General features: G+C 34.4%; 12 protein-coding genes. 7 read left to right on the plus strand and 5 right to left on the minus strand.

What is annotated here, in order from left to right; all coding sequences use genetic code 11:
* Positions 1-6 precede the first annotated feature (6 nt).
* Positions 7-393, plus strand: coding sequence for a bacillithiol system redox-active protein YtxJ (gene ytxJ, locus AC0UBM_RS00295; protein WP_475687182.1), 387 nt, complete (start codon positions 7-9; stop codon positions 391-393).
* An 84-nt stretch (positions 394-477) separates the two neighbouring features.
* On the opposite strand, the gene AC0UBM_RS00300 is transcribed toward ytxJ, so the two are convergent.
* A complete protein-coding gene (locus AC0UBM_RS00300) occupies positions 478-1,506 on the minus strand; it encodes a TlpA family protein disulfide reductase (protein ID WP_475687183.1) in 1,029 nt (342 codons plus the stop codon).
* A 368-nt stretch (positions 1,507-1,874) separates the two neighbouring features.
* Positions 1,875-4,421, minus strand: a complete 2,547-nt coding sequence (locus tag AC0UBM_RS00305; protein WP_475687184.1) for an ATP-dependent Clp protease ATP-binding subunit — start codon at positions 4,419-4,421, stop codon at positions 1,875-1,877.
* Positions 4,422-4,680: 259 nt separating this feature from the next.
* On the opposite strand from AC0UBM_RS00305, the gene gyrA reads away from it, so the two are divergent.
* Both gyrA and AC0UBM_RS00315 read left to right on the plus strand, forming a co-directional pair.
* Positions 4,681-7,242, plus strand: a complete 2,562-nt coding sequence (gene gyrA / locus AC0UBM_RS00310) for a DNA gyrase subunit A (RefSeq protein WP_475687185.1) — start codon at positions 4,681-4,683, stop codon at positions 7,240-7,242.
* Positions 7,243-7,269: 27 nt separating this feature from the next.
* The gene (locus AC0UBM_RS00315) at positions 7,270-8,517 is read left to right on the plus strand and encodes a tetratricopeptide repeat protein (RefSeq protein WP_475687186.1); all 1,248 of its coding nucleotides are present in this window, start codon (positions 7,270-7,272) and stop codon (positions 8,515-8,517) included.
* Positions 8,518-9,175: 658 nt separating this feature from the next.
* Here the strand turns inward: AC0UBM_RS00315 and AC0UBM_RS00320 are convergent.
* From AC0UBM_RS00320 to AC0UBM_RS00330, 3 genes are read right to left on the minus strand one after another with little or no spacing between them, the layout of a single operon-like run.
* Positions 9,176-11,083, minus strand: a complete 1,908-nt coding sequence (locus AC0UBM_RS00320; RefSeq protein WP_475687187.1) for an OmpA family protein — start codon at positions 11,081-11,083, stop codon at positions 9,176-9,178.
* An 11-nt stretch (positions 11,084-11,094) separates the two neighbouring features.
* Positions 11,095-12,060: a PorP/SprF family type IX secretion system membrane protein gene (locus tag AC0UBM_RS00325; protein WP_475687188.1), complete on the minus strand. Its 966-nt coding sequence runs from the start codon at positions 12,058-12,060 to the stop codon at positions 11,095-11,097.
* A 10-nt stretch (positions 12,061-12,070) separates the two neighbouring features.
* The gene (locus tag AC0UBM_RS00330) at positions 12,071-19,168 is read right to left on the minus strand and encodes an HYR-like domain-containing protein (RefSeq protein ID WP_475687189.1); all 7,098 of its coding nucleotides are present in this window, start codon (positions 19,166-19,168) and stop codon (positions 12,071-12,073) included.
* A 756-nt stretch (positions 19,169-19,924) separates the two neighbouring features.
* On the opposite strand from AC0UBM_RS00330, the gene AC0UBM_RS00335 reads away from it, so the two are divergent.
* The 4 genes from AC0UBM_RS00335 (at position 19,925) to AC0UBM_RS00350 (ending at position 24,118) form a co-directional block, all read left to right on the plus strand.
* Positions 19,925-20,416: a SixA phosphatase family protein gene (locus AC0UBM_RS00335; protein ID WP_475687190.1), complete on the plus strand. Its 492-nt coding sequence runs from the start codon at positions 19,925-19,927 to the stop codon at positions 20,414-20,416.
* 98 nt (positions 20,417-20,514) lie between these two features.
* Positions 20,515-22,578 (plus strand): polyphosphate kinase 1, encoded by a 2,064-nt coding sequence (gene ppk1, locus AC0UBM_RS00340; RefSeq protein ID WP_475687191.1) that lies wholly within the window; start codon positions 20,515-20,517, stop codon positions 22,576-22,578.
* A 1-nt stretch (position 22,579) separates the two neighbouring features.
* On the plus strand, positions 22,580-23,488 hold the full coding sequence (locus AC0UBM_RS00345) for a Ppx/GppA phosphatase family protein (RefSeq protein ID WP_414037373.1): 909 nt from the start codon (positions 22,580-22,582) through the stop codon (positions 23,486-23,488).
* 99 nt (positions 23,489-23,587) lie between these two features.
* Positions 23,588-24,118 carry a porin family protein gene (locus AC0UBM_RS00350; RefSeq protein WP_414037372.1) on the plus strand — a complete coding sequence of 177 codons (531 nt, stop codon included), beginning with the start codon at positions 23,588-23,590 and terminating at the stop codon, positions 24,116-24,118.
* The last annotated feature ends 117 nt before the right edge of the window (positions 24,119-24,235 follow it).

Consider the following 24,235-nt stretch of genomic DNA (forward strand, 5'->3'; position numbering starts at 1 on the left):
GAAAATATGGGATTATTTGATAAAATATTTAGTAGTAATTCTTCTGGAGACAAAGAAGAAAGTACAATTGTTTGGAAAGCTTTAGTTAATGAAGATCAGTTACATGATATTGTAGAAGCATCTAACGAAAAAGCACAAGCCATTTTTAAACATTCTACGCGCTGTGGAATTAGCAGAATGGTTTTGAGTCAGTTTGAAAAATCGTTTAAAGCTGAAACGGAAATAGATATGTTTATGTTAGATTTGCTAAATCATCGTAACATTTCAAATGCAATTGCGAGTAAGTTTAATGTTCATCATGAGTCACCACAGCTCTTAATTATTAAAAATGGAGAAGTTGTAAGAACGGCATCTCATGGCGATATTAATTCGGTTGATCTCTTAGCTTTTTAAAACAGAGTGTCGCAACGTTTTAAAATAAAAAATCCGCTTAAAGGTATGTTTTAAGCGGATTTTTTATAAACTACTTCTAAGCATTTAGATGCTTAAAGATGTAAATAATGTTTTTAGTTTCTCGTCTGATGGTCGAGGTGCAGAAGGGTCTACAATAAGTCCTGCAGGATCGATTAAGATAAATCTAGGAATACCATTAATCTTGTAATCTCTTACAAATTGTGACTTCCAGCCTTCTGGAGCCATAACTTGTACGCCACTTAATTCTTTGTCTGCAACCATGGCTAACCAATCTTCTTTAGCTTTGTCCCAAGACCCACCGTGAGTTCTATCGTCGTCTACAGAAAGACTAACAAATGTGATGTTTTTATCGTGATATTCTTTTTCTAAAGCTTTTAAAGCTGGAATTTCTGCTTTGCAAGGTGCGCACCACGTTGCCCAAACATCTATATAAACATATTTTCCTCTTAAGCTTTCTAAAGATGTTGTAGAGCCATCAACATTAACATAGTCAACAAATAAAGGAGATGGTTTTCCTGTCATTTCTTGTTTAAGCATAATGTTTCCAGCGTAGTACTTTTTAGTACCATCTAACATAGGTTGTAAATTTTTTGTTAGCGATTTTGTAACCATAGTATCTATGCTAGGATTGGACTCGTAAAACGTTGTAAGTTCTGTTTCGATTTCCGCAAACTTATCATCTAATGTTTTTAAGTCCATAGACGAAAAATCTTGATCCATAAGTTGTTCTTGCTTTATAGCGTGTTGTGCTAGAAATGTATTGTTTTCTGCTCCTTCGCCTATATATGCAATACTTTCATCAAATTCTTTAGTGTCTAAGGAGATATTTAAATCGTAACCATTTTTTAAAAATATGGTTGAAGACTCTCCGCCGTCGTAAAAGTTATACAGTCCAGATTCTACTTTTAAAGTATCACTAAAAGTACCGTCAGAATTTACTTTTATTGTTTTGGAATACGAACGACTTCTAATTAAAAGTGAGTCACTATTCTTGTCTATTATTTTTCCTGAAAGTGTTACGTAGTCCTTTTTTGGAGCTTCTTGGCATGCAAATATAGTTAGAGCACTAATTGCAATAAATATTTTTTTCATAAGATGTTTTTAGTACTTCAAAAATAAGTGAATAGTATGATATATCATTAAATAATTTTAATTGTTTCTATGGTTAGTGTTTAAAGTAGGGTATTGCTAATTTTTTAGTGTAGTTATGGGAAATTTGTAATTAATTCGGTGTAAAGTTGAGGTATTGAAAAGTATTTATTGCAGGTGAACTGTAGTTGTAAATTATAAAGCGAAATATCTTTTATAATAGGATAGAAGTTGTGAATATTATAAATGTAATATCAGTGCACTAGGGGAAAAGTAGTGGTAGGTTATACTGCTAAAAGTTAGATTCTCTATTAAAAAAAATGCCCTGATAATATTTAATTATCAGGGCATTTTTATAAGGTGTTTTTAGTTTAAGATTCAGCAGGATTTTCTTGTTTTTCAATAGTGATAACAAGTTCCTGATTGGTTTCATCTAAATCCATAAGAATCACATCACCTTCGTGAATTTTAGAAGTAATGATTTTCTCGGCTAGCGCATCTTCAACATATTTCTGAATGGCTCTTTTTAGAGGACGTGCTCCGTATTGCTTGTCAAAACCTTTTTCAGCAATAAAGCTGGTTGCTTTTTCACTAAGTCTTAAATCGTAGCCTAAATCTTTAATTCTTGATAATAATTTATCAAGTTCGATTTTTATAATACTATTTAAATCTTCTTTTTCTAAAGTATTAAATACGATAACATCGTCTATTCTGTTCAGAAATTCGGGAGCAAAAGCTTTCTTTAAAGCGCTTTCAATTACGCCTTTTGTATTAGAGGCTTCTTGAGCTTTTTGAGACGCAGTTCCGAATCCAACTCCTGTACCAAAATCTTTCAGCTTACGAGCACCAATGTTAGATGTCATGATAATAATCGTGTTTCTAAAATCTATTTTACGACCTAAACTATCTGTTAGATATCCATCATCTAAAACTTGAAGCATCATATTAAACACATCTGGATGCGCTTTTTCAATTTCATCTAATAGTACAACAGCGTAAGGTTTACGACGAATTTTCTCGGTTAATTGTCCGCCTTCTTCATAACCTACATATCCCGGAGGCGCTCCAACTAATCTAGAAATTGCAAATTTCTCCATGTATTCACTCATATCAATTCTTACAAGAGCGTCTTCACTATCGAATAATTGTTTAGCAAGGACTTTGGCTAATTGCGTTTTCCCTACACCAGTTTGACCTAAAAAGATAAATGAACCAATTGGCTTATTAGGATCTTTAAGTCCAGCACGATTACGTTGAATAGCTTTTACAACTTTAGAAACCGCATCGTCTTGACCAATTACTTTACCTTTAATAAGTTCTGGTAAAAGGAATAATTTATTGCTTTCGGTTTGTGCAATTCTGTTCACAGGAATTCCTGTCATCATAGAAACAACATCGGCAACATTATCTTCCGTTACAACTTCACGATGCAGCTTTGTTTCTTCCTCCCATTTTTCTTGGGCGGCTTCCAGTTCTTTTTCAAGACGTTTTTCATCGTCTCTTAATTTGGCAGCTTCCTCGTATTTTTGTTTTTTAACCACAGAGGTTTTAGATTCTCTTACAACTTCTAATTCGTTTTCTAATTGAAGGATTTGTTGCGGTACGTTAATATTGGTAATGTGTACGCGAGACCCTGCTTCGTCTAAAGCATCAATAGCTTTGTCTGGAAGAAAACGATCGGTCATGTAACGATTTGTTAATTTTACACAAGCTTCAATAGCTTCTGGTGTATAATTTACGTTGTGGTGACTTTCGTATTTGTCTTTAATATTGTTTAAGATTTCAATAGTTTCTTCAACCGTAGTTGGTTCTACTATTACCTTTTGGAAACGACGTTCTAAGGCACCATCTTTTTCGATATACTGTCTGTATTCATCTAAAGTTGTTGCTCCAACACATTGGATTTCTCCACGTGCTAAGGCGGGCTTAAACATATTTGAAGCATCTAAACTTCCGGTTGCTCCACCTGCACCAACAATGGTATGAATTTCATCTATAAAAAGAATAATATCATCATTCTTTTCAAGCTCGTTCATAACAGCCTTCATGCGCTCTTCAAACTGTCCGCGGTATTTTGTTCCAGCTACTAAGCTGGCTAAATCTAAAGTTACCACACGCTTGTTAAAAAGTATTCTAGACACTTTTCGTTTAATGATTCTAATAGCTAAACCTTCGGCTATGGCAGATTTACCAACACCAGGTTCACCAATTAAAAGTGGGTTGTTTTTCTTACGTCGGCTTAAAATTTGAGAGACACGTTCAATTTCTTTTTCACGTCCAACAACCGGATCTAGTTTGCCTTCTTCTGCCATTGCAGTAAGATCGCGACCAAAATTATCTAAAACTGGAGTTTTCGATTTTTTATTGGTTTTACCCGTTGGAGAATTGAACAAGTTATCTTTAGACGTGTCGTCTTCACTAGTGCTGTCATCTTGGAACGATTCAGCTTTTGGTTCTATATAATTATCATTATTTGTAATCATAAATTTAAATTGTTCTTTAACGTTATCATAATCTACCCTTAGCTTATTTAAAAGCTTTGTGGTAGGATCGTTTTCATTCCTTAAAATACATAACAATAGGTGTGCTGTATTAATGGAACTACTCTGAAATAATTTGGCTTCTAAAAACGTGGTTTTTAGAGCGCGTTCTGCTTGCCTAGTAAGATGCAAATTCTTCTTCTCGTTCGAAACTGCTGTTAACGTTGGGTTGGCAGGGCTTAATATTTCAACTTTTCTCCTTAAATGATTTAAATCTATATCTAGAGCGTTTAAAATATTAATTGCTTTTCCGTTTCCATCTCTTAAAAGTCCAAGCATAAGATGTTCTGTACCTATAAAGTCGTGCCCTAAACGAAGCGCTTCTTCCTTACTATAGGCAATTACATCCTTTACTCTTGGTGAAAAATTGTCATCCATATATAATATCCTTTCTGCATTAAAATTACTAAAACATATTACCATAGGCAAAAAGTGTTCCTAAAAAATATGATTCATGCTAATAGAAAAAAAAACTTTATTAAATCAAAATATTTAGGGGCTTACTTATTAACTAATCGTTAAGTCTTAATTGTTAATAAAAACTGTTAAAAACCGCTTTAAAACGCCTCTAATGACCTACGAAATGGTTATCTTAGCGCGATTTGAAACACACAAGATAACTAAATTATTTTTATAGATGGCAGAAGGAGAAAAGCTTATTCCAATTAATATAGAAGACGAAATGAAAACGGCTTACATTGATTACTCAATGTCAGTGATCGTGTCACGTGCTTTACCAGATGTAAGAGATGGTTTAAAGCCAGTACACAGACGTGTTTTATTCGGGATGCACGAATTGGGAATTAGAGCAACTGGAGCGCATAAAAAATCGGCAAGAATTGTTGGTGAAGTTTTAGGAAAGTACCACCCACACGGAGATACCTCGGTTTACGATGCCATGGTACGTATGGCTCAAGAATGGAGTTTACGTTACATGTTAGTAGACGGACAAGGTAACTTTGGGTCTGTAGATGGTGATAGTCCTGCAGCGATGCGTTATACAGAAGCGCGTATGCGTAAGATTTCTGAAGACATGTTGGCAGATATTGACAAGGAAACTGTCGATCATAAATTAAATTTCGATGATACCTTAAAAGAACCTACGGTTTTACCAACGCGTATCCCTGGTTTATTAATTAATGGTGCATCTGGAATTGCAGTAGGAATGGCAACCAATATGCCTCCTCACAATTTAAGTGAAGTGGTTAATGGTATTATTGCTTTTATCGATAATAAAGATATTACTGTAGATGAGCTTATACAACATATTAAAGCTCCTGATTTCCCTACTGGAGGAACTATTTTTGGTTACGATGGCGTAAAAGAAGCGTTTCATACAGGTCGCGGACGTATTATAATGCGTGCTAAAGCGAATATTGAAGAGGTTCATGGTCGTGAATGTGTTGTAGTAACAGAAATTCCGTACCAAGTGAACAAGGCTGATATGATTAAGAAAACAGCCGATTTAGTTAATGAAAAGAAATTGGATGGTATCTCTACAATTAGAGATGAATCTGACAGAAATGGTATGCGTATCGTTTACGTGTTAAAACGTGATGCGATTCCTAATATTATTTTAAATAAATTATATAAGTACACGCAATTACAAACGTCTTTTAGTGTAAATAATATCGCACTGGTAAACGGACGTCCAGAACTGCTTAACTTAAAAGATTTAATTTATCACTTTGTTGAGCACAGACATGAGGTTGTTGTAAAACGTACCACTTACGAATTACGTAAAGCCGAAGAACGCGCACACATTTTAGAAGGATTAATAATCGCTTCGGATAATATAGACGAAGTGATTGCCATTATTAAAGGATCTAATAATGCAGATGAAGCACGTTCGAATTTAGTAGAACGCTTTAAACTTTCAGAAATTCAGGCTAAGGCAATTGTAGAGATGCGATTACGTCAGTTAACAGGTCTGGAACAAGATAAATTACGTTCTGAATACAACGATATTAAAATTACGATAGACGATTTAAAAGATATTTTAGCGAGTAAAGACCGTCGTATGAATATTATCAAAGACGAACTTCAAGTTGTTAAAGATAAATATGGAGATGAGCGTCGTTCTGTAATTGAATATGCAGGAGGAGACTTAAGTATTGAAGATATGATTCCAGATGAGCAAGTGGTAATTACTATTTCTCATGCCGGTTATATTAAACGTACTTCATTAAACGAGTATAAAACGCAACATAGAGGTGGTGTTGGACAAAAAGCAACAACTACGCGAAACGAAGATTTCTTAGAGCATTTATTTGTGGGAACCAATCACCAATATATGTTATTCTTCACCCAAAAAGGTAAATGTTTCTGGATGCGTGTTTACGAAATTCCTGAAGGAAGTAAAACGTCTAAAGGTAGAGCAATACAGAATCTTATAAATATTGAGCAAGACGACAAAGTGATGGCGTTTATATGTACTCAAGATCTTAAGGATGAAGATTACATTAATAGTCACTACGTTATTATGGCGACTAAAAATGGTCAAGTTAAAAAAACGTTGTTAGAGCAATATTCTCGTCCGAGAACAAATGGTATTAATGCTATTACTATTAAGGAAGACGATGTATTAATGGAAGCGAAATTAACTACAGGAACTAGTCAAGTAATGTTAGCTTTAAAATCGGGTAAAGCAATTCGTTTCGAAGAAGCTAAAACGAGACCAATGGGAAGAGGAGCATCTGGAGTTCGTGGAATTACGTTATCAGATAAAGACGATGAGGTTGTTGGCATGATTACTGTAGAAAACCCTCAAGAGGAATCTGTATTGGTTGTTTCGGAAAACGGATATGGTAAACGTACGTATATTGACGATCCAGAAGATGGAGAACCAGTATATAGAATTACAAACCGTGGAGGAAAAGGAGTTAAAACCATTTCTATCACAGAAAAAACAGGAAAACTAGTATCTATAAAGACCGTTTCAGATTCTGATGATCTTATGATTATCAATAAATCAGGTATTGCTATTAGAATTGCAGTTCAAGATTTAAGAGTAATGGGACGTGCTACACAAGGTGTTAAGCTTATAAACTTACGTTCGGGAGATTCTATTGCGGCAGTTGCGAAAGTTATGCACGAAGAAGAAGTTATCGAAGATATTGAAGCTTTAGAAGTAGAAGACCAACCAAATACAGATGGTGACGATACCACCATTGAAAATGACAATTTAGAAAACAATTAATAAACATTTTAACTTAATTTGATTACAATGAAAAAACAGGTTATAGTTGCTTTAGCTTTATCGGTTAGTGCATTTTCTTTTGCACAAAAAAAAGAATTAAAGACCGCAGAGAAAGCTATTAAAAGTAACAATTACGCAGAAGCGAAAGCGGCTTTAAATCAAGTGACACCAATGTTATCCAGTATAGATGACAAATATAAGTCAAAGTATTACTTCTTACAGGCAGAAGCATTATATGCTAATGGTGCTGGATCTGCAGAAGATGTAAATAAAGCAATTGAAAGTTTAAGTAAAGTTGAAGACTCTTCTTTAAAAGGAGATGTTGCAGAGTTTACTAATAACATGCAAAACTCGTATTTAACAAAAGCGAATGACAGCTTTACTAGCCAGAATTATGGTGCGGCGAGTGTAGAATTTGAGCAATTGTATAAAATGGTCCCAAAAGACACGACGTATTTATATTACGCAGCTGTAAGTGCAGTGCAAGATAAAGATTACGATACTGCTTTAAAACACTATGAAAATTTAGATGAGTTAGGGTATACAGGTATCACAACTGAGTATTTTGCTACAGAAATTGAATCAGGTGAGGAGCAAGTAATGTCTAAAGACAATAGAGATTTATACGTTAAAGCAAAAAGTCACATTAAACCAGGACAACGTAAGTCAGAATCTAAACGTGCTGAAATTACTAAAAACATAGCGTTAATCTATGTGTCTCAAGGGAAAAATGATGAAGCTTTAGCCGCTGTTAAAAAAGCAAGACAACAAGATCCTGAAAATTTAGATTTAATTTTATCTGAAGCTAACCTTTATTTACAGTTAGACGATTCTGATAAGTTTAGTGAATTAATGGGAGAAGCTATTAAAAAGCAACCAGACAATCCAGATTTACACTATAATATTGGTGTAATTGCTTTAAAAAATAAAGACTACGATAAAGCGAGAACAGCTTTTGAAAAGACTTTAGAGTTAAAACCAGATTATGCAACAGCTGCATTAAATGAGTCTACAACTTACATTGAAGAAGGAAATTCTTTTATTGAAGAAATGAATAGTTTAGGTACAAGTAAAGCAGATAATGCAAGGTACGATGAATTACAAGCTAAGAAAACAGAATTTTTCAATAAAGGAGCTGCTGTTCTAGAGAACTATATTAAAAAGAACCCTAATCCAGAGCCAAATATCTACCAACAATTAATTAGTATTTATAATGCTATTGGAGCAAGTGATAAAGCTAAAGCGGTACAAGAAAAATTAGATGCAGCTAAATAAGTAGTATCTTATTTTATATTATTTAAAAACCTGTGAAGTTTATACTTCACAGGTTTTTTTATGCCTTTAAATTAAGTCCATAGATAGAGTAGGAGGTTAATTAGTAACATTATAATTAATGTGTTGGTGTGGTTTAGCCTAGAGGCCTAAGAGAGACCATAAGTTGCTTTATTATTAATACCACTGGTTTATGAATAACCACATTCTGCTTTAACCAAAGTATCTTGAGAAGGTGAATTTAAACCTAATGGATTGTGAGACATCTGGAGTTAATATACAACCTGTAGTAATCGGTTTGTGATTGCACGAATTAAATAATTATAAAATCTAGAATAGGGAATAGATCGCATAGCTATGGTTAATTACAAAACTGAAATACGTTTAATTTAAGCCCAAAATAGACCGAATTAGCTTGTTTATCCTTAGGAAGTATATATTCGTGTCAGATTCAGTTTAGCTAGCTATACAAGTTGAATTTATAAGGTTAAGTTGGCTTTTTAGTCTAATCTCCCAATTGTAGATAGTACCTTTTAACCGTACTCATACATATATTATTTACGTATATCCAGCTTCCATATAATTGATTAAGCATAAAAACTAGCAATAAAAAAAGCCGCTGAATAGCGGCTTTTTAGTTTATATAATAATTAGTAGATTATTATTTTAAGTCATGTTTAAATACAGAACGTCTGTTGGCTTGATGTTGTTCTTTAGTACATTTAACACCATTAGAACAATCGTTAATTAACTGAGTCTCTCCAAAACCGTTTGCGCTTTTAATCCTTGAAGCATCGATGCCTCTAGAGATAATATAGTCTCTAGTAGATTTAGCACGTTTATCTGATAAAGTTAAGTTGTAGTTATCAGGACCTCTACTATCTGTATGAGATTCAATATCTATATTCATATCAGGATGTTCTCTCATTACATCTACAATGTTTTCTAACTCGTAAGCGGCATCTGTTCTAATATCCCATTTATCAAAATCAAAGAAAATTGGGGCTAACTTAATTTCACTTCCATCGATAAGAGGAATTAAATTAAGATCTACCATTAGTTCAGCACCATTAGCTAAAGTTGTATTAACTACTTGTAAATCGTCTTTGTAATCGGCTTTACTTCCTAATACATTAACAGTGGCATTACATCTAACACGGAACGAGTACATACCGTCTTCGCCCACCATAGTTTCTTCAATAACTTTTCCAGTTTCATCTATTAACTGAACAGTCGATAAAGCTAAAGGTAAAGCTGTTTTACTATCTCTAACCGTTCCTTTAATAAGTTGGTAACAGATTTCGAAAGAATAAATATCATCGCTTCCCATACCGCCTTCACGGTTAGAAGATAAATATCCTCTTCCTTTTTCTGCATTTATATTGAAAGCAAAATCGTCGTAACCACTATTAAATGGTGCACCTAAATTTTCAACAGTTGTACCGCCTTTTAATACATTAGATTTAAAAATATCTAAAAATCCTAAGTTAATATAACTGTCTGAAGAGAAATATAACGTTTCGTCTTCATCTACAAAAGGAAACATCTCTTTTCCAGAAGTATTAACAGCAGCACCTAAATTAACAGGAAATCCGTAGTTGTCGTCTCCTAAAATGGCTACTTTCCAGATATCTGTTTGTCCAAAACCACCTTCTCTGTCTGAAGTAAAATATAAGGTTTTGTTATCTGGACTTAATGCAGGGTGACCTGTTGAAAATACACGGTCGTTAATAGATAATTCTTTAACATCTTGCCAAACGCTATCAATTAAAGTTGCCTTATAAATTTTTAAGTGTGCAGTTCCTTTTTTGTCAGCTTTTAGTTTCTTGTTGTTACTTACGTTATCTCTGGTGAAATACATGGTTTTCCCATCTTTCGTAATAGCGACACTAGCTTCATGATATTTAGTGTTTATCCCTTCTGATTTAACATAGTTAGGATAGCTATAATCTGTCACATTTTCGTTATCTGATGATTCAGATATTTGTGATTCATAGATATCTAAATAAGGCTCATTATTCCAAGCATACAAATTCTCTCTATCTTTTTTAGACGTGGATGCGAAATAAAATGTTCCATCATTTTCAAAACCTCCAAAGTCAGAGTTTTTCGTGTTAATTGGTAGATTTACTAAATCTACGTAAACACCTTCTGTACTTTTTAATTTTTCGTATAATGCGACATTAGTAAAATCTGTACCATCTATACGATCTTCGTTTGATTGAACGGCGTTGAATTTTTCTAAGTAAACAACAGCTTCTTCATACTCACCTAAACTACGCAAAGATTGTGCGTATTTATAATAGTAAATAGGATCTACATCGTCGTATTTCTTAATAGCTTCAGCATACCAAATCGAAGCTTTTTCTGAATTTGAGTTGTTGTAATAACAATCTCCAAGTCTGGTTAATACATGAGCACTACTATCTCCTTTTTTAACAGCCTCTTCGTATAAATCACTCGCCTTAACGTAGGCGTAATTTTTAAAGAATTTGTCGGCTACCTTTTTTTGAGCAAAGATAAAAGTACTTGAAAGTGCTAGTATAGCGAATATAATATTTTTCTTCATAGTGGTAGTCTTTAGAAATATCTAGGGGATTTAATACGTCTTTCTTTAAATAGTTCGAACATTAACATGATCTCATGTGTGCCGCTTTGATAGTGTTTGATTTCAGAGTTAATTGGCGATTCGTAAGTATATCCAATTCTAATTTGTTTAGATACCTGAAAATCGATCATCCCACCAATGGCGTTAGTCCCTTTAAATTGATAATCTGCAACACCGTTAGTTTGGTTACCGTTAACACCAGAATTGTGTCTGAAACCAGCACCAATCCAGAACTTATCGTAGAATAAGAAATTCGCACTTAAATCGTAAGAAAGCGGTGCACCGTTAGTTCCTTTTACTAAGAATGAAGGTTTTAATTTAGTATAGCTTCCAAGGTTGAAAACATACCCTCCAGTTAAGTAATAACTAACACGCTCTAATGCTTCGTACTCATTTGTTGCATGATCATTATTTAAAATTCTTGGTGTTGAAAGACCTAAATACCATCTTGTAGAGTGCCAGTATATACCAGCACCTATGTTAGGATCCCAACGGTCTTCAATACCATAAATAATAGGATCGTTTGGATTTTGTAATCTAAAATCTTGGTCTAAGCTGTATTGCGTAAATCCAGCGTTAAGACCAAATGCTAATTTAGAATTTTCACCCGTTTTAATGGTGTAAGAAAAACTAGCATACAGATAATTAAAGTTTTCTGCTCCCAGTTCGTCATGTATAAATGAACCTCCAATTGCCATCTTCTCATTGCTAAGCGGTGAGTGAACAGACAAAGTTTGTGTTGTAGGCGCTCCATCTATACCAACCCATTGGCTTCTATGCAGACCAACTACGCTTAATGTTTCTCTACTCCCTGTATATGCAGGGTTAATAGAAATAGTGTTATACATGTATTGCGTAAACTGTGGTAATTGTTGTGCCATCCCAACCGTGCAACTCAATAATGCAATAGCTACTATGTGATACTTTAAAATTTTCATAGGTTATTTTTTATTTGGTTCCTAAGTAAATTGGACCAGTAAGTGGTTTCAATCCGCTATTTTTTAATGTTACAATGTAATAGTATGTTCCAGTAGGTAAAATATCTGAACTTCCAAATCCACCTTTACTATTACGTCCATTCCAGTTATTTTGGTAATCTTGTGCTTTAAATACTAATGATCCCCAACGGTTGTAGATTTCGACGTCGATAACAAATCCACATCTGTCTAATCCTGTTACCGTAAAGTACTCGTTCCATTGGTCACCGTTTGGTGTTACCGATGAAGAGATAATTGGTTCACAAGTTGGTTCTACGCAATCTTCGTTAACATCAATAGTAACTGTTGTTTCGTTCTGACAAGTATCTGCCTCTGTGAACGTGAATACATAAGTTCCAACAGCAACATCGATCGGGTTGAAAATACTACCATTTATAGTGGCATTTCCAGAATCTACTGTCCATGTTCCATCGGTGTCAGGATCTACTAAGTAGCTATCTAAATCTACAGAACCTCCTTCAGTACATCTTGTATCCGATTCTACAATTGGTGCTTGTTGCACATTAACATTAATGGTTTGTATATACATTGCTGTATTACCACATGAATCTGAAACTGTCCAATCTCTAATTATTTGGTAGTTTTCGTAAGCTGCACCAGTAGATGTATTTTCTTCTGTGTACACAACGTCTACAGTTGCAGAACAGTTATCTGTAAAATCCAATTCTGGTGTTTCCGGAATCGCTGTACAGTTTACTGTAATATCTGTTTCTAAATTACCAACTAATACAGGAGCAGTAACATCGGCTACTGTAATAATTTGAGATACACTAGCTGTGTTTCCACATGCATCTGTGAAAGACCATGTTCTTGTAATAATACTACTACAAGAGTCAATGTCGTTAACAGTATCAACTCCAGTAGAAGTGATTGTATCTCCACAATTATCTGTTGCTATTAAATCAATCATAGCAGGGATATCGTCTGTACATTCTACAGTAACATCTGCAGGAGCTGTTGCTATTGGAGCAACATCATCAATAACAGTTATAACCTGAGTTACTGTAGTTGAATTGTTACTAGCATCAGTAAACATCCATGTACGTGTAATAATTACATTACAAGCATCTGCATCGTTAATAGTTTCAGTTCCGTTGTCTGTAATCTCACCAACACAATTATCTGTTGCTGTTAATGGTGCTAATTCAGGCACATCATCAATACAAGCATATGTTGCATCGCTTGGAGCGTTGTCTACTACTGGTGCAGTAGAATCTCCTACTGTAATGGTTTGAGACACTTCAGTTGTGTTTCCACAAGCATCGGCGAATGACCATGTACGTGTAATTACAGTTTGTAAAGGATTAGAATCATCTATAACTTCTGTACCCTCTGCAGTAATCTCTCCAGCACAATTATCTGTTGCTGTTAATGGACCCATAGGAGGAACATCGGTACCATCTGTACACTCAACAACAAGATCTTGTGGTGCGTTATTTACAACTGGGGCAGTAGTATCGTTAACAGTTATAATCTGTGATACGTCTGTTGTGTTACCACTAGCATCAGCGAATGACCATGTACGTGTAATAATTACATTACAAGCATCTGTATCGTTAATAGTTTCTGTACCATTAGATGTAATTACACCAGCACAATTGTCTGTTGCAGTTAAAGGCTCCATTGCAGGAACATCAGCAATACATTCTAAAGTCACATCGGCAGGAACAGTACCATCTAAAACAGGTGCAGATAAATCTTGAACTGTAATGATTTGACTTACATCTGAAGTGTTTCCACAAGCATCTGTAAATGTCCATGTTCTTGTAATGATAATGTTATTTGGATCTGTATTGTCTTCTGTATCTACACCAGCAACAGTAATATCACTAGAACAGTTGTCTGTTGCAGTAAGCTCGATAGTTGCAGGAACATCTTCGTAACATTCTACAGCAACATCTGCAGGTACGTTAGTTGGAACTACAGGAGCAGTTTCATCTATTATCGTAATTGTCGATGTCGTAGTTGTTACGTTTCCACAGAAATCTGTAGCGCTAAATGTAACTGTAATTGAATCATTAGGACCACAGGCTCCTAAATCTACTGTTGATGCATTGAAATCGTTAGACCAAGTTACATCCGAACAGAAGTCTGTAGCAACAGCACCTCCATTAGAATTTAACCAATCACTTATTGCAGAGTCTGAATCTTCGCTACATTCAAAAACTAAGTCCTGAGGAGCGGTTTGAATAAATGGTCCAGTTTCATCTTTTATAGTATACGTTGCAGATGTAGAAACTGAATTTCCACATTCATCGGTAGCAGTAAAGATAACAACTACATCTTCATTACAACTTTCGTAGTCAGGATCGTAATTGTTGGTCCATGTCACATCAGATATAGCGTCTTCAGCTAAAGCAAAACCATTTAATGACACCCAAGCATCGATAGTTACATTTCTTTGTTCACCATCACATTCATAAACAATGTCTTGAGCTTCAGAAATTAATTCTGGAGGCGTCATGTCTGAAATTGTTATTATTTGACTTCCTATACTTAAGTTTCCACAAGCATCTTCGAAAGACCAAGTACGAGTGATTACTGTAGTACAAGCATCTATTACTTCTGTAGCATCTACAGGTGTAGCAATTACATCGGCACCACAATTATCTGTTGCAGTTAAATCTACCATAGGTGGTACCTCTGCTGCGGTATCTACAGTAACATCTGCCGGAAGTGTTGGAACAACTGGAGCTGTAGTATCAATAACCGTAATGATTTGTGATGTTTCAGTTGTGTTTCCACTAGCATCTGTAAATGTCCAAGTTCGAGTAATAATTACATTACAAGAATCTGTATCATTAATAGATTCAACACCATTCGAAGTAATAATTCCACTACAATTATCGGTAGCAGTTAAAGCTTCCATTGCAGGGACATCGTCAATACACTCAACAGTTAAATCTGCAGGCGTATTATCTACTACTGGAGCAGTTTCATCTAAGTTGAATGATATAATTTGTGATACTTCACTTGTATTACCACAAGTATCTGTGAAAGTCCACGTACGTGTTATAATAGTTTGTAAAGGATTTGTTGTATCCATTACTTCTGTACCTGCAGCAGTAATAGTTCCAGCACAATTGTCGGTAGCAGTTAAAGCTTCCATTGGAGGAACATTAGCATTACAGTCTAGTGTCATATCTGCAGGAACGCTATCTGCCACTGGAGCAGTTTGATCGTTTACAGTTATAATTTGAGATACTTCTGAAGTATTCCCACTAGCATCAGAGAATGACCAAGTACGTGTAATAATTACATTACAAGTATCTGTATTATCTATAGATTCTGTACCTGGAGAAGTGATGTTTCCAGCACAGTTATCTACTGCAGTTAAAGCTTCCATTGCAGGGACATCGTCAATACATTCAACAGTTACATCTGCCGGTGCAGCTGGTGCAACAGGAGCAGTTGAGTCTGTGATTATAATAGTAGACGTTGTAGTACTTGAATTTCCACATTCGTCTGTAGCAGTAAATGTTACAGTAACATCAGAACCTCCGTTTAATGAATTAGCATCGTAATCGTTAGTCCATGTTGTTTCAGAACAAATATCTTGCGCAACAGCACCTCCATTAGTACCTAACCAATCTATAAGGTCTGGGTTAGTAGCATCTCCACAAACAATAGAGATATCTTGAGAATTAGACACTATTTCTGGTCCAGTAGTATCTAGAACTGTATAGGTTGCAGATCTAGTTGTAGCATTTCCACAAGCATCTGTTGCAGTAAACTCTACAGTAACAGCTCCATTACAACCTAATGTTGTTGCATCGTAATTGTTAGTCCACGTTACATCAGAGCAATTATCATTTGCTAAAGCAAAACCATTTAATGCTACCCACGCATCGATTTGCGGAATTCTTTGTTCCCCGTCACACTGATAAACAATGTCTTGAGGCTCGTTTGTGATTACAGGAGCAATATCGTCGATAATGTTAACCGTTTGAGTGGTTACACTTGTGTTACCACAATCGTCTGCAAATGTCCAGGTTCTGATAATTGAGGCATTACAGCTATCTGTTGGCAATGTGCTCTCGGTTAATACACCTGGTACAACACCGCTACAGTTATCTATTGCTGTTAATGTTATAGGAGCAGGGATATCTTCTATACAAGCGACTGTAATGTCTGCTAAATTCGCAGGAGCAGTTGGAGCAGTTTCATCTATAATAGTAATAATTTGAGATGTTGAAGATGTGTTACCACAATCATCTGTAAATGTCCAAGTACGTGTAGTAATTACGCTACATGGGTCAGAACTATCTGTGGTATCTACACCTGTTACAGTGATCGTTGGGTTAGCACCACAATTGTCTGTTGCAGTTAAATTTATCATTGTAGGTAAAGCATCATCACATTCTATAGTAATATCTGCAGGAGCTAAAGGAACTACAGGAGCTTGAGTATCTTCTATTGTAATGGTTTGTGTCGCACTTATAGCGTTATTACAATTGTTGGTTGCTGTAAATGTTCTTGTAACAACAGTAGGACATGTTCCAAGAACAACATCTACATAGGTTAAAGTCAAGAATTCATCAGCTGTACCACCAGCAGTTTGTAATTGATCTATAGTTAAAGGTACTGGAGTCGAGCTTACAGGTAAATCTGTTATAGCACTTACATCGCAACCTTCTAAAGTGTATGCTGGAGGCGCTGTTAATGTAGGTGTAGACTGATCTTCAAGAACAGTTATATTATCTAAAGTGGTTACACATCCAAAATCTGCATCTGTTACGTCAACACTATATACACCAGGAACTAAGTTGGTGATATCTTCTGTTGTCGCTGCAGTACTCCATAAATATGTGTAGTTTCCAGAACCACCAGTTACTGTGATATCTATAGCACCGTCGCCACCTACCGCACAAGATGCGTTAGTAATAGCAGTCTGAATGTCTAATAAATCATTTACTGTTACAGTTATAGCAACTTTATCTCCAATACATTCAGGACTATTAGTTGGCCCTTCTGCAACATAATATGTTGTTGTACCAGCTACATTTGTATTTGGTGTAATTGAAGTAAAGGCTTGAGCAGTCTCTGAATTGTCGTTATAGTAATAAAGTGTATATGATGGATCGGTAGCAGTAGCCGTTAAAGGTACAGCCGTTGCATCTAAACAATATACTATAGGATCTGTAGGTACAACTGGTAGAGTTGAAATAGGACTGATGTCGATAATAAATTCGAAAGAACAATCTTCTGAATTTGCAGGAACAGCATAATAAGAATTAGCACCACTTGTAGTAGGGAATGGGTTAGAACTTGTATATTCTGTACTGTTTGAAGTTACAGGATATTCGTTATAGAAACGAGTCCCTTGTGGGTAAGTCGAACTAACATCTGTAAATGGTACTGGAGGTGCACAATATTCGAAAGTTTGTACTAACGGCGTATTGGCACAATTTGCATTTACAATAGTTGTATAAATAGGAGCAGGAATTGGTGTTCCTAAACAACCTGTAGCTGTTTCATATCCTGTAATTAACGATTTGTCAAAACTAGTTCCAGAAACACTTCCTGTTCCAGAAATGGTTCCGTTTAAAGCAATTGAATTCGCACAGTCTACAACTAATAAAGTACAATCTGTAGTTGTTGTTACTGTAAAAGTAACCGTTGCAACAACATTATCTGTATTTGTTTGTTGTGGTATGTTTCCTAAAGACCAATCAATAGTGTTTGTAGAACTATTATAAGTTGGTGTTCCGTTACCGTTAGAAGATACAATGTTACTAAACGTTGTATTATAAGGAACTGGAATAGATAACATGTTATTTGTAGAACCTTCTGTTCCGAAGTTCTTAATATCTACCGTATACGTTATATCTTGTCCTGGCTCTACCGTTGTAGTTTCAGAACTGTTAGGCGTACCATTAATATTTGTAATAGCTACTTCTGCTTCAATTCCTGGATCAGGTGCTTCAAAAGATAACGTTAAGTTGTATATAACAAATTTATCAAGAACCGATATGTATTCAAAAGATAAATCGTCTTGATTAGGTACAACACTTGCTGTTGGTAGATCGAATTTACTTAAATCTAAACCAAAAGTAGCTCCACTAGGGTTACGTGGAGAACCTCCAACTTCTATAGTGGAATTAAAAAAGTTAAATTGAGTGTTTCCTGGATGAGTTAAACGTTCTCTATAGATTCCTGTTCCTCCCCATTGTGTACTTAAAAGATCACCAGATAAATCATCGTCACCTTCTCCAGCCATTACACCTATTTGGGCATTTACATAATCCCCGGTGTTTAAGCTACTAATGTCAAGATCTATATGAGTATTAGTCTCGTAACCTGGATCTCCTGGAACACCTTTAAACGAATACCCATCGAATACACCAATGTTACGCATTTTCATAGTAGAGTTTTCGTAAACAATTACCATACTCCAACCTCCGAAATAACCAACACCTATGTTTGTTACTGTAGGATTTTCTTGGCCTTCAACAAGAGCGATATCGGCAACAGCATATTCACCTGCACCATTTTGTTGTACATAACTGGTTACATCGGCGTAGGCGATATACATATTTGCATATTCACTTTCAGGATAGTAAATGTCACTTGCATTTGCAGTTATATTAGTATACCCACTTGAAGCAGGACCACTAATAGAAACAACAGATTTATTTAATGTTTTTGGAATTCCGTTATTACCAGGAACGGTAAAAGTTTGGTCTGGTCCTGGACGACCTGTCCAGTATAAACCGGCATATACAATGTTTCCACAATCATCTGCAACTATGCCGTTATCATCTTTAAGTTGCAAAGTGGCTGCAGATGAGTTAACGGTATTACTATCGTTATCTACATCAACAAAAAACATGTCACCTGTGTCGTTACCACTACTATTCGCAGGGGCTAGGTTTGTGTTTCCAATAATTGTAAAATCTCCTTTAACAGAATAATTAGCCCTGGAGCTAAATGGCACTACTGATTGGCCATAGCTATAAAAACCGAAAGCCATTAGCATAAGTGCTAACAGCGAATACTGTTTAATGTTTTTATAAGCTTTAAATTTCTTAGCGTAATTTTTTTTCATTTCATGAATCGATTAAGTTATCCTAATACTGCCTATGATGCATTAATAACTTTATAATAAATAGTTATTTTTTGGGTCTATTAATAAAATTTAGCTACTCAGTCTTGTATAGACCAGCTAAAAATAATTTTTATTACTTCTTGACAAAGTAAAATTTTTCTTAGTATGTTAGTGTTTCCTTAAAGTTAAATCCCTTAAGCGTAGGAATCTTTATTGAGTTTGGACTTAATAGTTTATGGGGGCTTAAAAAATAAAACGGGATTTCAGTCTCGCATATTTTAGAATATACACTATTCAAGTTTCTAATATAAGGTAAGGTGTAGTTTGATGTCATAAGCAATTTATTGATTTTCGGGTTTTTCTAAAATTTAAAAAAATGATCTCGTAAATTTCAAATGCAATTACTTTGGGAGGAAAGCAATATTACTTGCGCAATAAAGTTTTCTATTTAATGCTCTTGAATGTCGAGCAAAAGACTTTAGATTTTAATGTTAGATTTGGGATCATAGCTTTTAATGGTTAATTATATACAAAAAACGGTACTATCACGCAGAAAAACAAAAATTAATGTTAAAATCGTTCAGAAATTCGACAAAATAATAAAAATGTGCTTTTAGTCGTTGATTTGTAGCGCTTTGTCGATTAAATACGTAATTTACGTGGTGTTTAATTGTAATTGTGTAAGTAAATAATTGTTAAATAATGTTAATACACTGTTTGTTAGTGAAATAATAAATAAAAAAAATCTCTTTTTGTATGAAAACAGTCGTGCTAATTAGACATGGGAAATCGTCTTGGAAATATAATGTTACCGATCGTGAGAGACCGCTCAAGAAGGTAGGTGTAAAAAATACTATAAAAGTATGTAAAGAGTTTAAACTCAATTCAGAAATACAATTACAAAATGTATTTTCTAGTCCTGCAAAACGAGCTCGAGATACTTGCGATATTTTTGTGGAAAATTATAATGCCACACAACAAATTAATATCGAAATAGAAGAAGATATATACGATTTTAATGGTGATAGCTTGAGGCGTTTTGTAGAGAACCTTGATAACAATTTAGAGTCAGTTTTTATTTTTGGTCACAATAACGCGTTCAATAATTTTGTAAATACTTTTGGGGAGGTTTACATTGAGAATGTTCCTACAAGCGGATTGGTAATCTTAGAATTTGATATTAACGATTGGTCCGATTTAAAGCCCGGTGTTTTAAAATTAAAATTGTTTCCAAAAGCGTTGTTTTAAGCGTATTTTTTTTAAATTTAGTACCTACAATATAACATTTAAGAAACAGTATTAATTTTTAAATGGATTAGATTTGTCGAAGGTTAAAAAAATGCTAAATGATAAAAACTGAAAAAACTAATAACACTTATATTAATAGAGAAATTAGTTGGCTACAATTTAATGCTCGTGTACTACAAGAGGCAGAAGATAAAAATGTTCCTTTAATTGAACGTCTACGTTTTTTAGGTATATTTTCTAATAATTTAGACGAATTTTTTAAAGTACGATACGCCACAGTTAAACGTATTGCAATGGCTGGAAAAGCTGGTAAAAGTGAACTTGGCGGTATTAAAGCGAGTCAGCTTTTAGAGATTATTACCAAAATTGTAATCGAACAGCAGGCCGAGAGCTTAAAGATTTTAAGTGATATTCAGAATAAGTTAAAAAAGGAGAATATTTATATAATTAATGAAACTCAAATATCTCCTTCGCAACATACTTTTATAAAACAATATTTTCTTCAGAAAATAAGTCCCGCATTAGTAACTATCGTGTTAAACGATTTAGTAAAATTACCACTTCTAAAAGATAGTGCGGCGTACTTAGCAGTTAGAATCGCCATGAATTCCGGAGAGAGTCAATATGCTTTAATCGAAATCTCTAAAAATATGGATCGTTTTGTTGTGCTACCAATGGAGGGCAATAACGATTATATTATTATGCTAGACGATTTATTGCGCTATTGTTTAAAAGATATTTTCAATATATTCGATTTTAAGTCTATTTCTGCACACATGATTAAAATCACTAGAGATGGTGAATTGGATTTTGAAAGTGATTTAAGTAAAAGTTTTATTGATAAATTATCGGACAGTGTTAAACATAGACAAATTGGTGAACCTGTACGATTTGTTTACGATCAAGAAATTGAAGAAGAAACCCTTCAGTATTTATTAAAAAAGATGAATATTGAGGAATCCGATAGTATTATTCCGGGCGGACGTTACCATAATAGAAGAGATTATATGGGGTTCCCTAGCTTAGGTAGAACCGATTTATTATACGATAAAATCGAACCTTTACCCGTTAAAGGTCTTACGCTTGAACAAAGTATTTTTACAGTAATAGCTAAAAAAGACTATTTGTTGTATGCGCCTTATCATACCTTTTCTTACGTGGTTAAATTTTTACGGGAAGCCGCTTTAGATCCTAAAGTGAAAACCATAAAAATCACTATTTACAGATTGGCTCAGATTTCGCATATAGCAAGCTCATTAATAAATGCGGCTAAGAACGGAAAAAAAGTAACGGTTTCAATCGAGTTGCAAGCACGTTTCGACGAGCAAGCAAACATAGCGTATGCCGAACAAATGGAATTGGAAGGCATTAATTTAATTTTCGGAGTGCAAGGCTTAAAGGTGCACAGTAAAATGTGTGTTATTGAAAGAGAAGAAAATAATAAGATTAAAAGATATGGATTTGTAAGTACGGGGAATTTTAACGAATCTACTGCAAAAATATATACCGATTATACACTATTTACTGCAAATCAGAAAATTTTAAAAGATTTAAATAAGGTGTTTAGTTTTTTTGAAACGAATTACCTCATTTATACGTACAAGCACATTATCACATCACCACATTACACCCAAAAGGCATTTTTTAAATTAATAGATACGGAAATTGTCAACGTTAAATTAGGAAAGCCAGCTGGAATTAGGCTAAAAATGAATAGTATTTCTAGTTATAAAATGGTCGATAAGCTTTATGAAGCAAGTAGAGCTGGTGTTAAAATTCAGATGGTGGTTCGCGGACTTTGTTGTTTGGTTCCAGGAATAAAAGGCATGAGCGAAAATATTGAAGTTATAAGTATTGTCGATAAGTTTTTAGAACACACAAGACTCTATATGTTTGAAAACGGAGGAAAACCAAAAGTGTTTATTTCTTCTGCAGACTGGATGACAAGAAATATCGAAAATAGAGTAGAAGTAACTTGTCCTATTTACGATGAAGATATAAAGAAAGAACTTACAGATACTTTCGATATTTGTTGGAGCGATAACGTTAAGGCACGAATTATAAACTTAAACCAGACAAACGAGTATAAAAAAGATAACAAACCTAAAGTAAGATCGCAGTTCGCTACCTACGAATATTACTATAATAAGTTAAAAGAGTAATATGCTTACAATAAAGAAATATGCAGCAATAGATATCGGTTCCAATGCCGTAAGATTGTTAATTGCAAATATTATAGAAGAGAAAGGGAAGCCAACCAAGTTTAAAAAAAGTTCTTTGGTTCGTGTGCCTATTCGTTTAGGGGCAGACGTGTTTTTAGAAGGTAAAATATCTAAAAAAAATACCGAACGCATGGTAGATACGATGCTTGCTTTTAAATTACTTATGAAATCTCATAATGTAGATAAATATAAAGCTTGTGCCACATCTGCAATGCGTGAAGCTAAAAACGGACCAGCAGTAGTGCAACAGATATTAAAACAATCGGATATTAATATCGATATTATTGAAGGAGATGAAGAGGCTGCTATTATAGCGGCAACCGATTTAAATGCGTTTATTAATCCAGATAAAACCTATCTGTATGTAGATGTTGGAGGAGGTAGTACCGAGTTTACTGTTATAGATCGTGGAGAAACAGTAATTTCTAGATCTTTTAAAATAGGAACGGTGAGATTGCTAAACGATATGGTAAAGCGAGAAACGTGGACCGAACTAGAAACATGGATTAAAGATCACACCAAAACATACGACAAAATAGATTTAATTGGATCGGGAGGAAACATAAATAAAATATTTAAAGTGTCTGGAAAAGCTATTGGAAAGCCTTTAACATTCTTTTACCTTACATCGTATTACCATATGCTACAATCGTATTCTTACGATGAGCGTATAACGGAATTAGACTTAAATCAAGATCGTGCCGATGTTATTATTCCAGCATCAAGAATATATTTATCGGCTATGAAATGGAGTGGTGCGAAAGATATTTATGTGCCTAAAATAGGTCTAAGTGATGGTATTATTAAAAGCTTATATTATGAAACAGTGTCTAGTAAGCGATTAGCTTAACGATAAAATACTCAGTTTGTCTTTTTTTTTATTACAAATGTCTATTATTGTATTAAAGTAATTTTATTAATTTTTAACTTAGCACCAAAATCTATCAATATGAAAAAAATTACCTTTCTTATTTTAACTATTCTTGCGACAACAACGAGTTTTGCTCAATTCGATTTGTTTGGAGTGCGATCTGGAGTTAATATCTCTAATTTAGATTATGAAGATAATGTGCCTTCTGGCAACACTCACAGAAACGGGTTTGTAATTGGTTTTACTGCTCAATATGGTATCACCGAAAAATTTTCTATAGCACCAGAAATTCAGTTTTCTGCCGAAGGTGCTAAAGATGAATCTTTAAGATTGGATTACCTTAATCTGCCTATTTTTGCAAAATATACAATGTGGGAACGTGTTTCTATAGGTGTTGGACCACAAATGGGACTTAAAATTCATGAATTTGAAGATGGCTACAGAAACTTAGTATTCTCAGGAGTTGTAGGCGCCGAGTATATCTTTTGCGATGACTTTTATGTCGATGTAAGATATGCTTATGGTTTTACTAACGTATACGATGACGATCAGCCTTTAGAAGCTACAAATCACAACATTCAAATAGGTGTTGGGATTAAAATATTTTAATTAGAATTTAATAATTTTAATAGTAAAAAGGTTCAAATCTCTTTAGTAGAGATTTGAGCCTTTTTTTGTGAATCACGTTTCTAAATTATTTTACCAAGCGCATTCACTTGGTATTAA

The organism is Formosa sp. F44 (genome assembly GCF_056238645.1).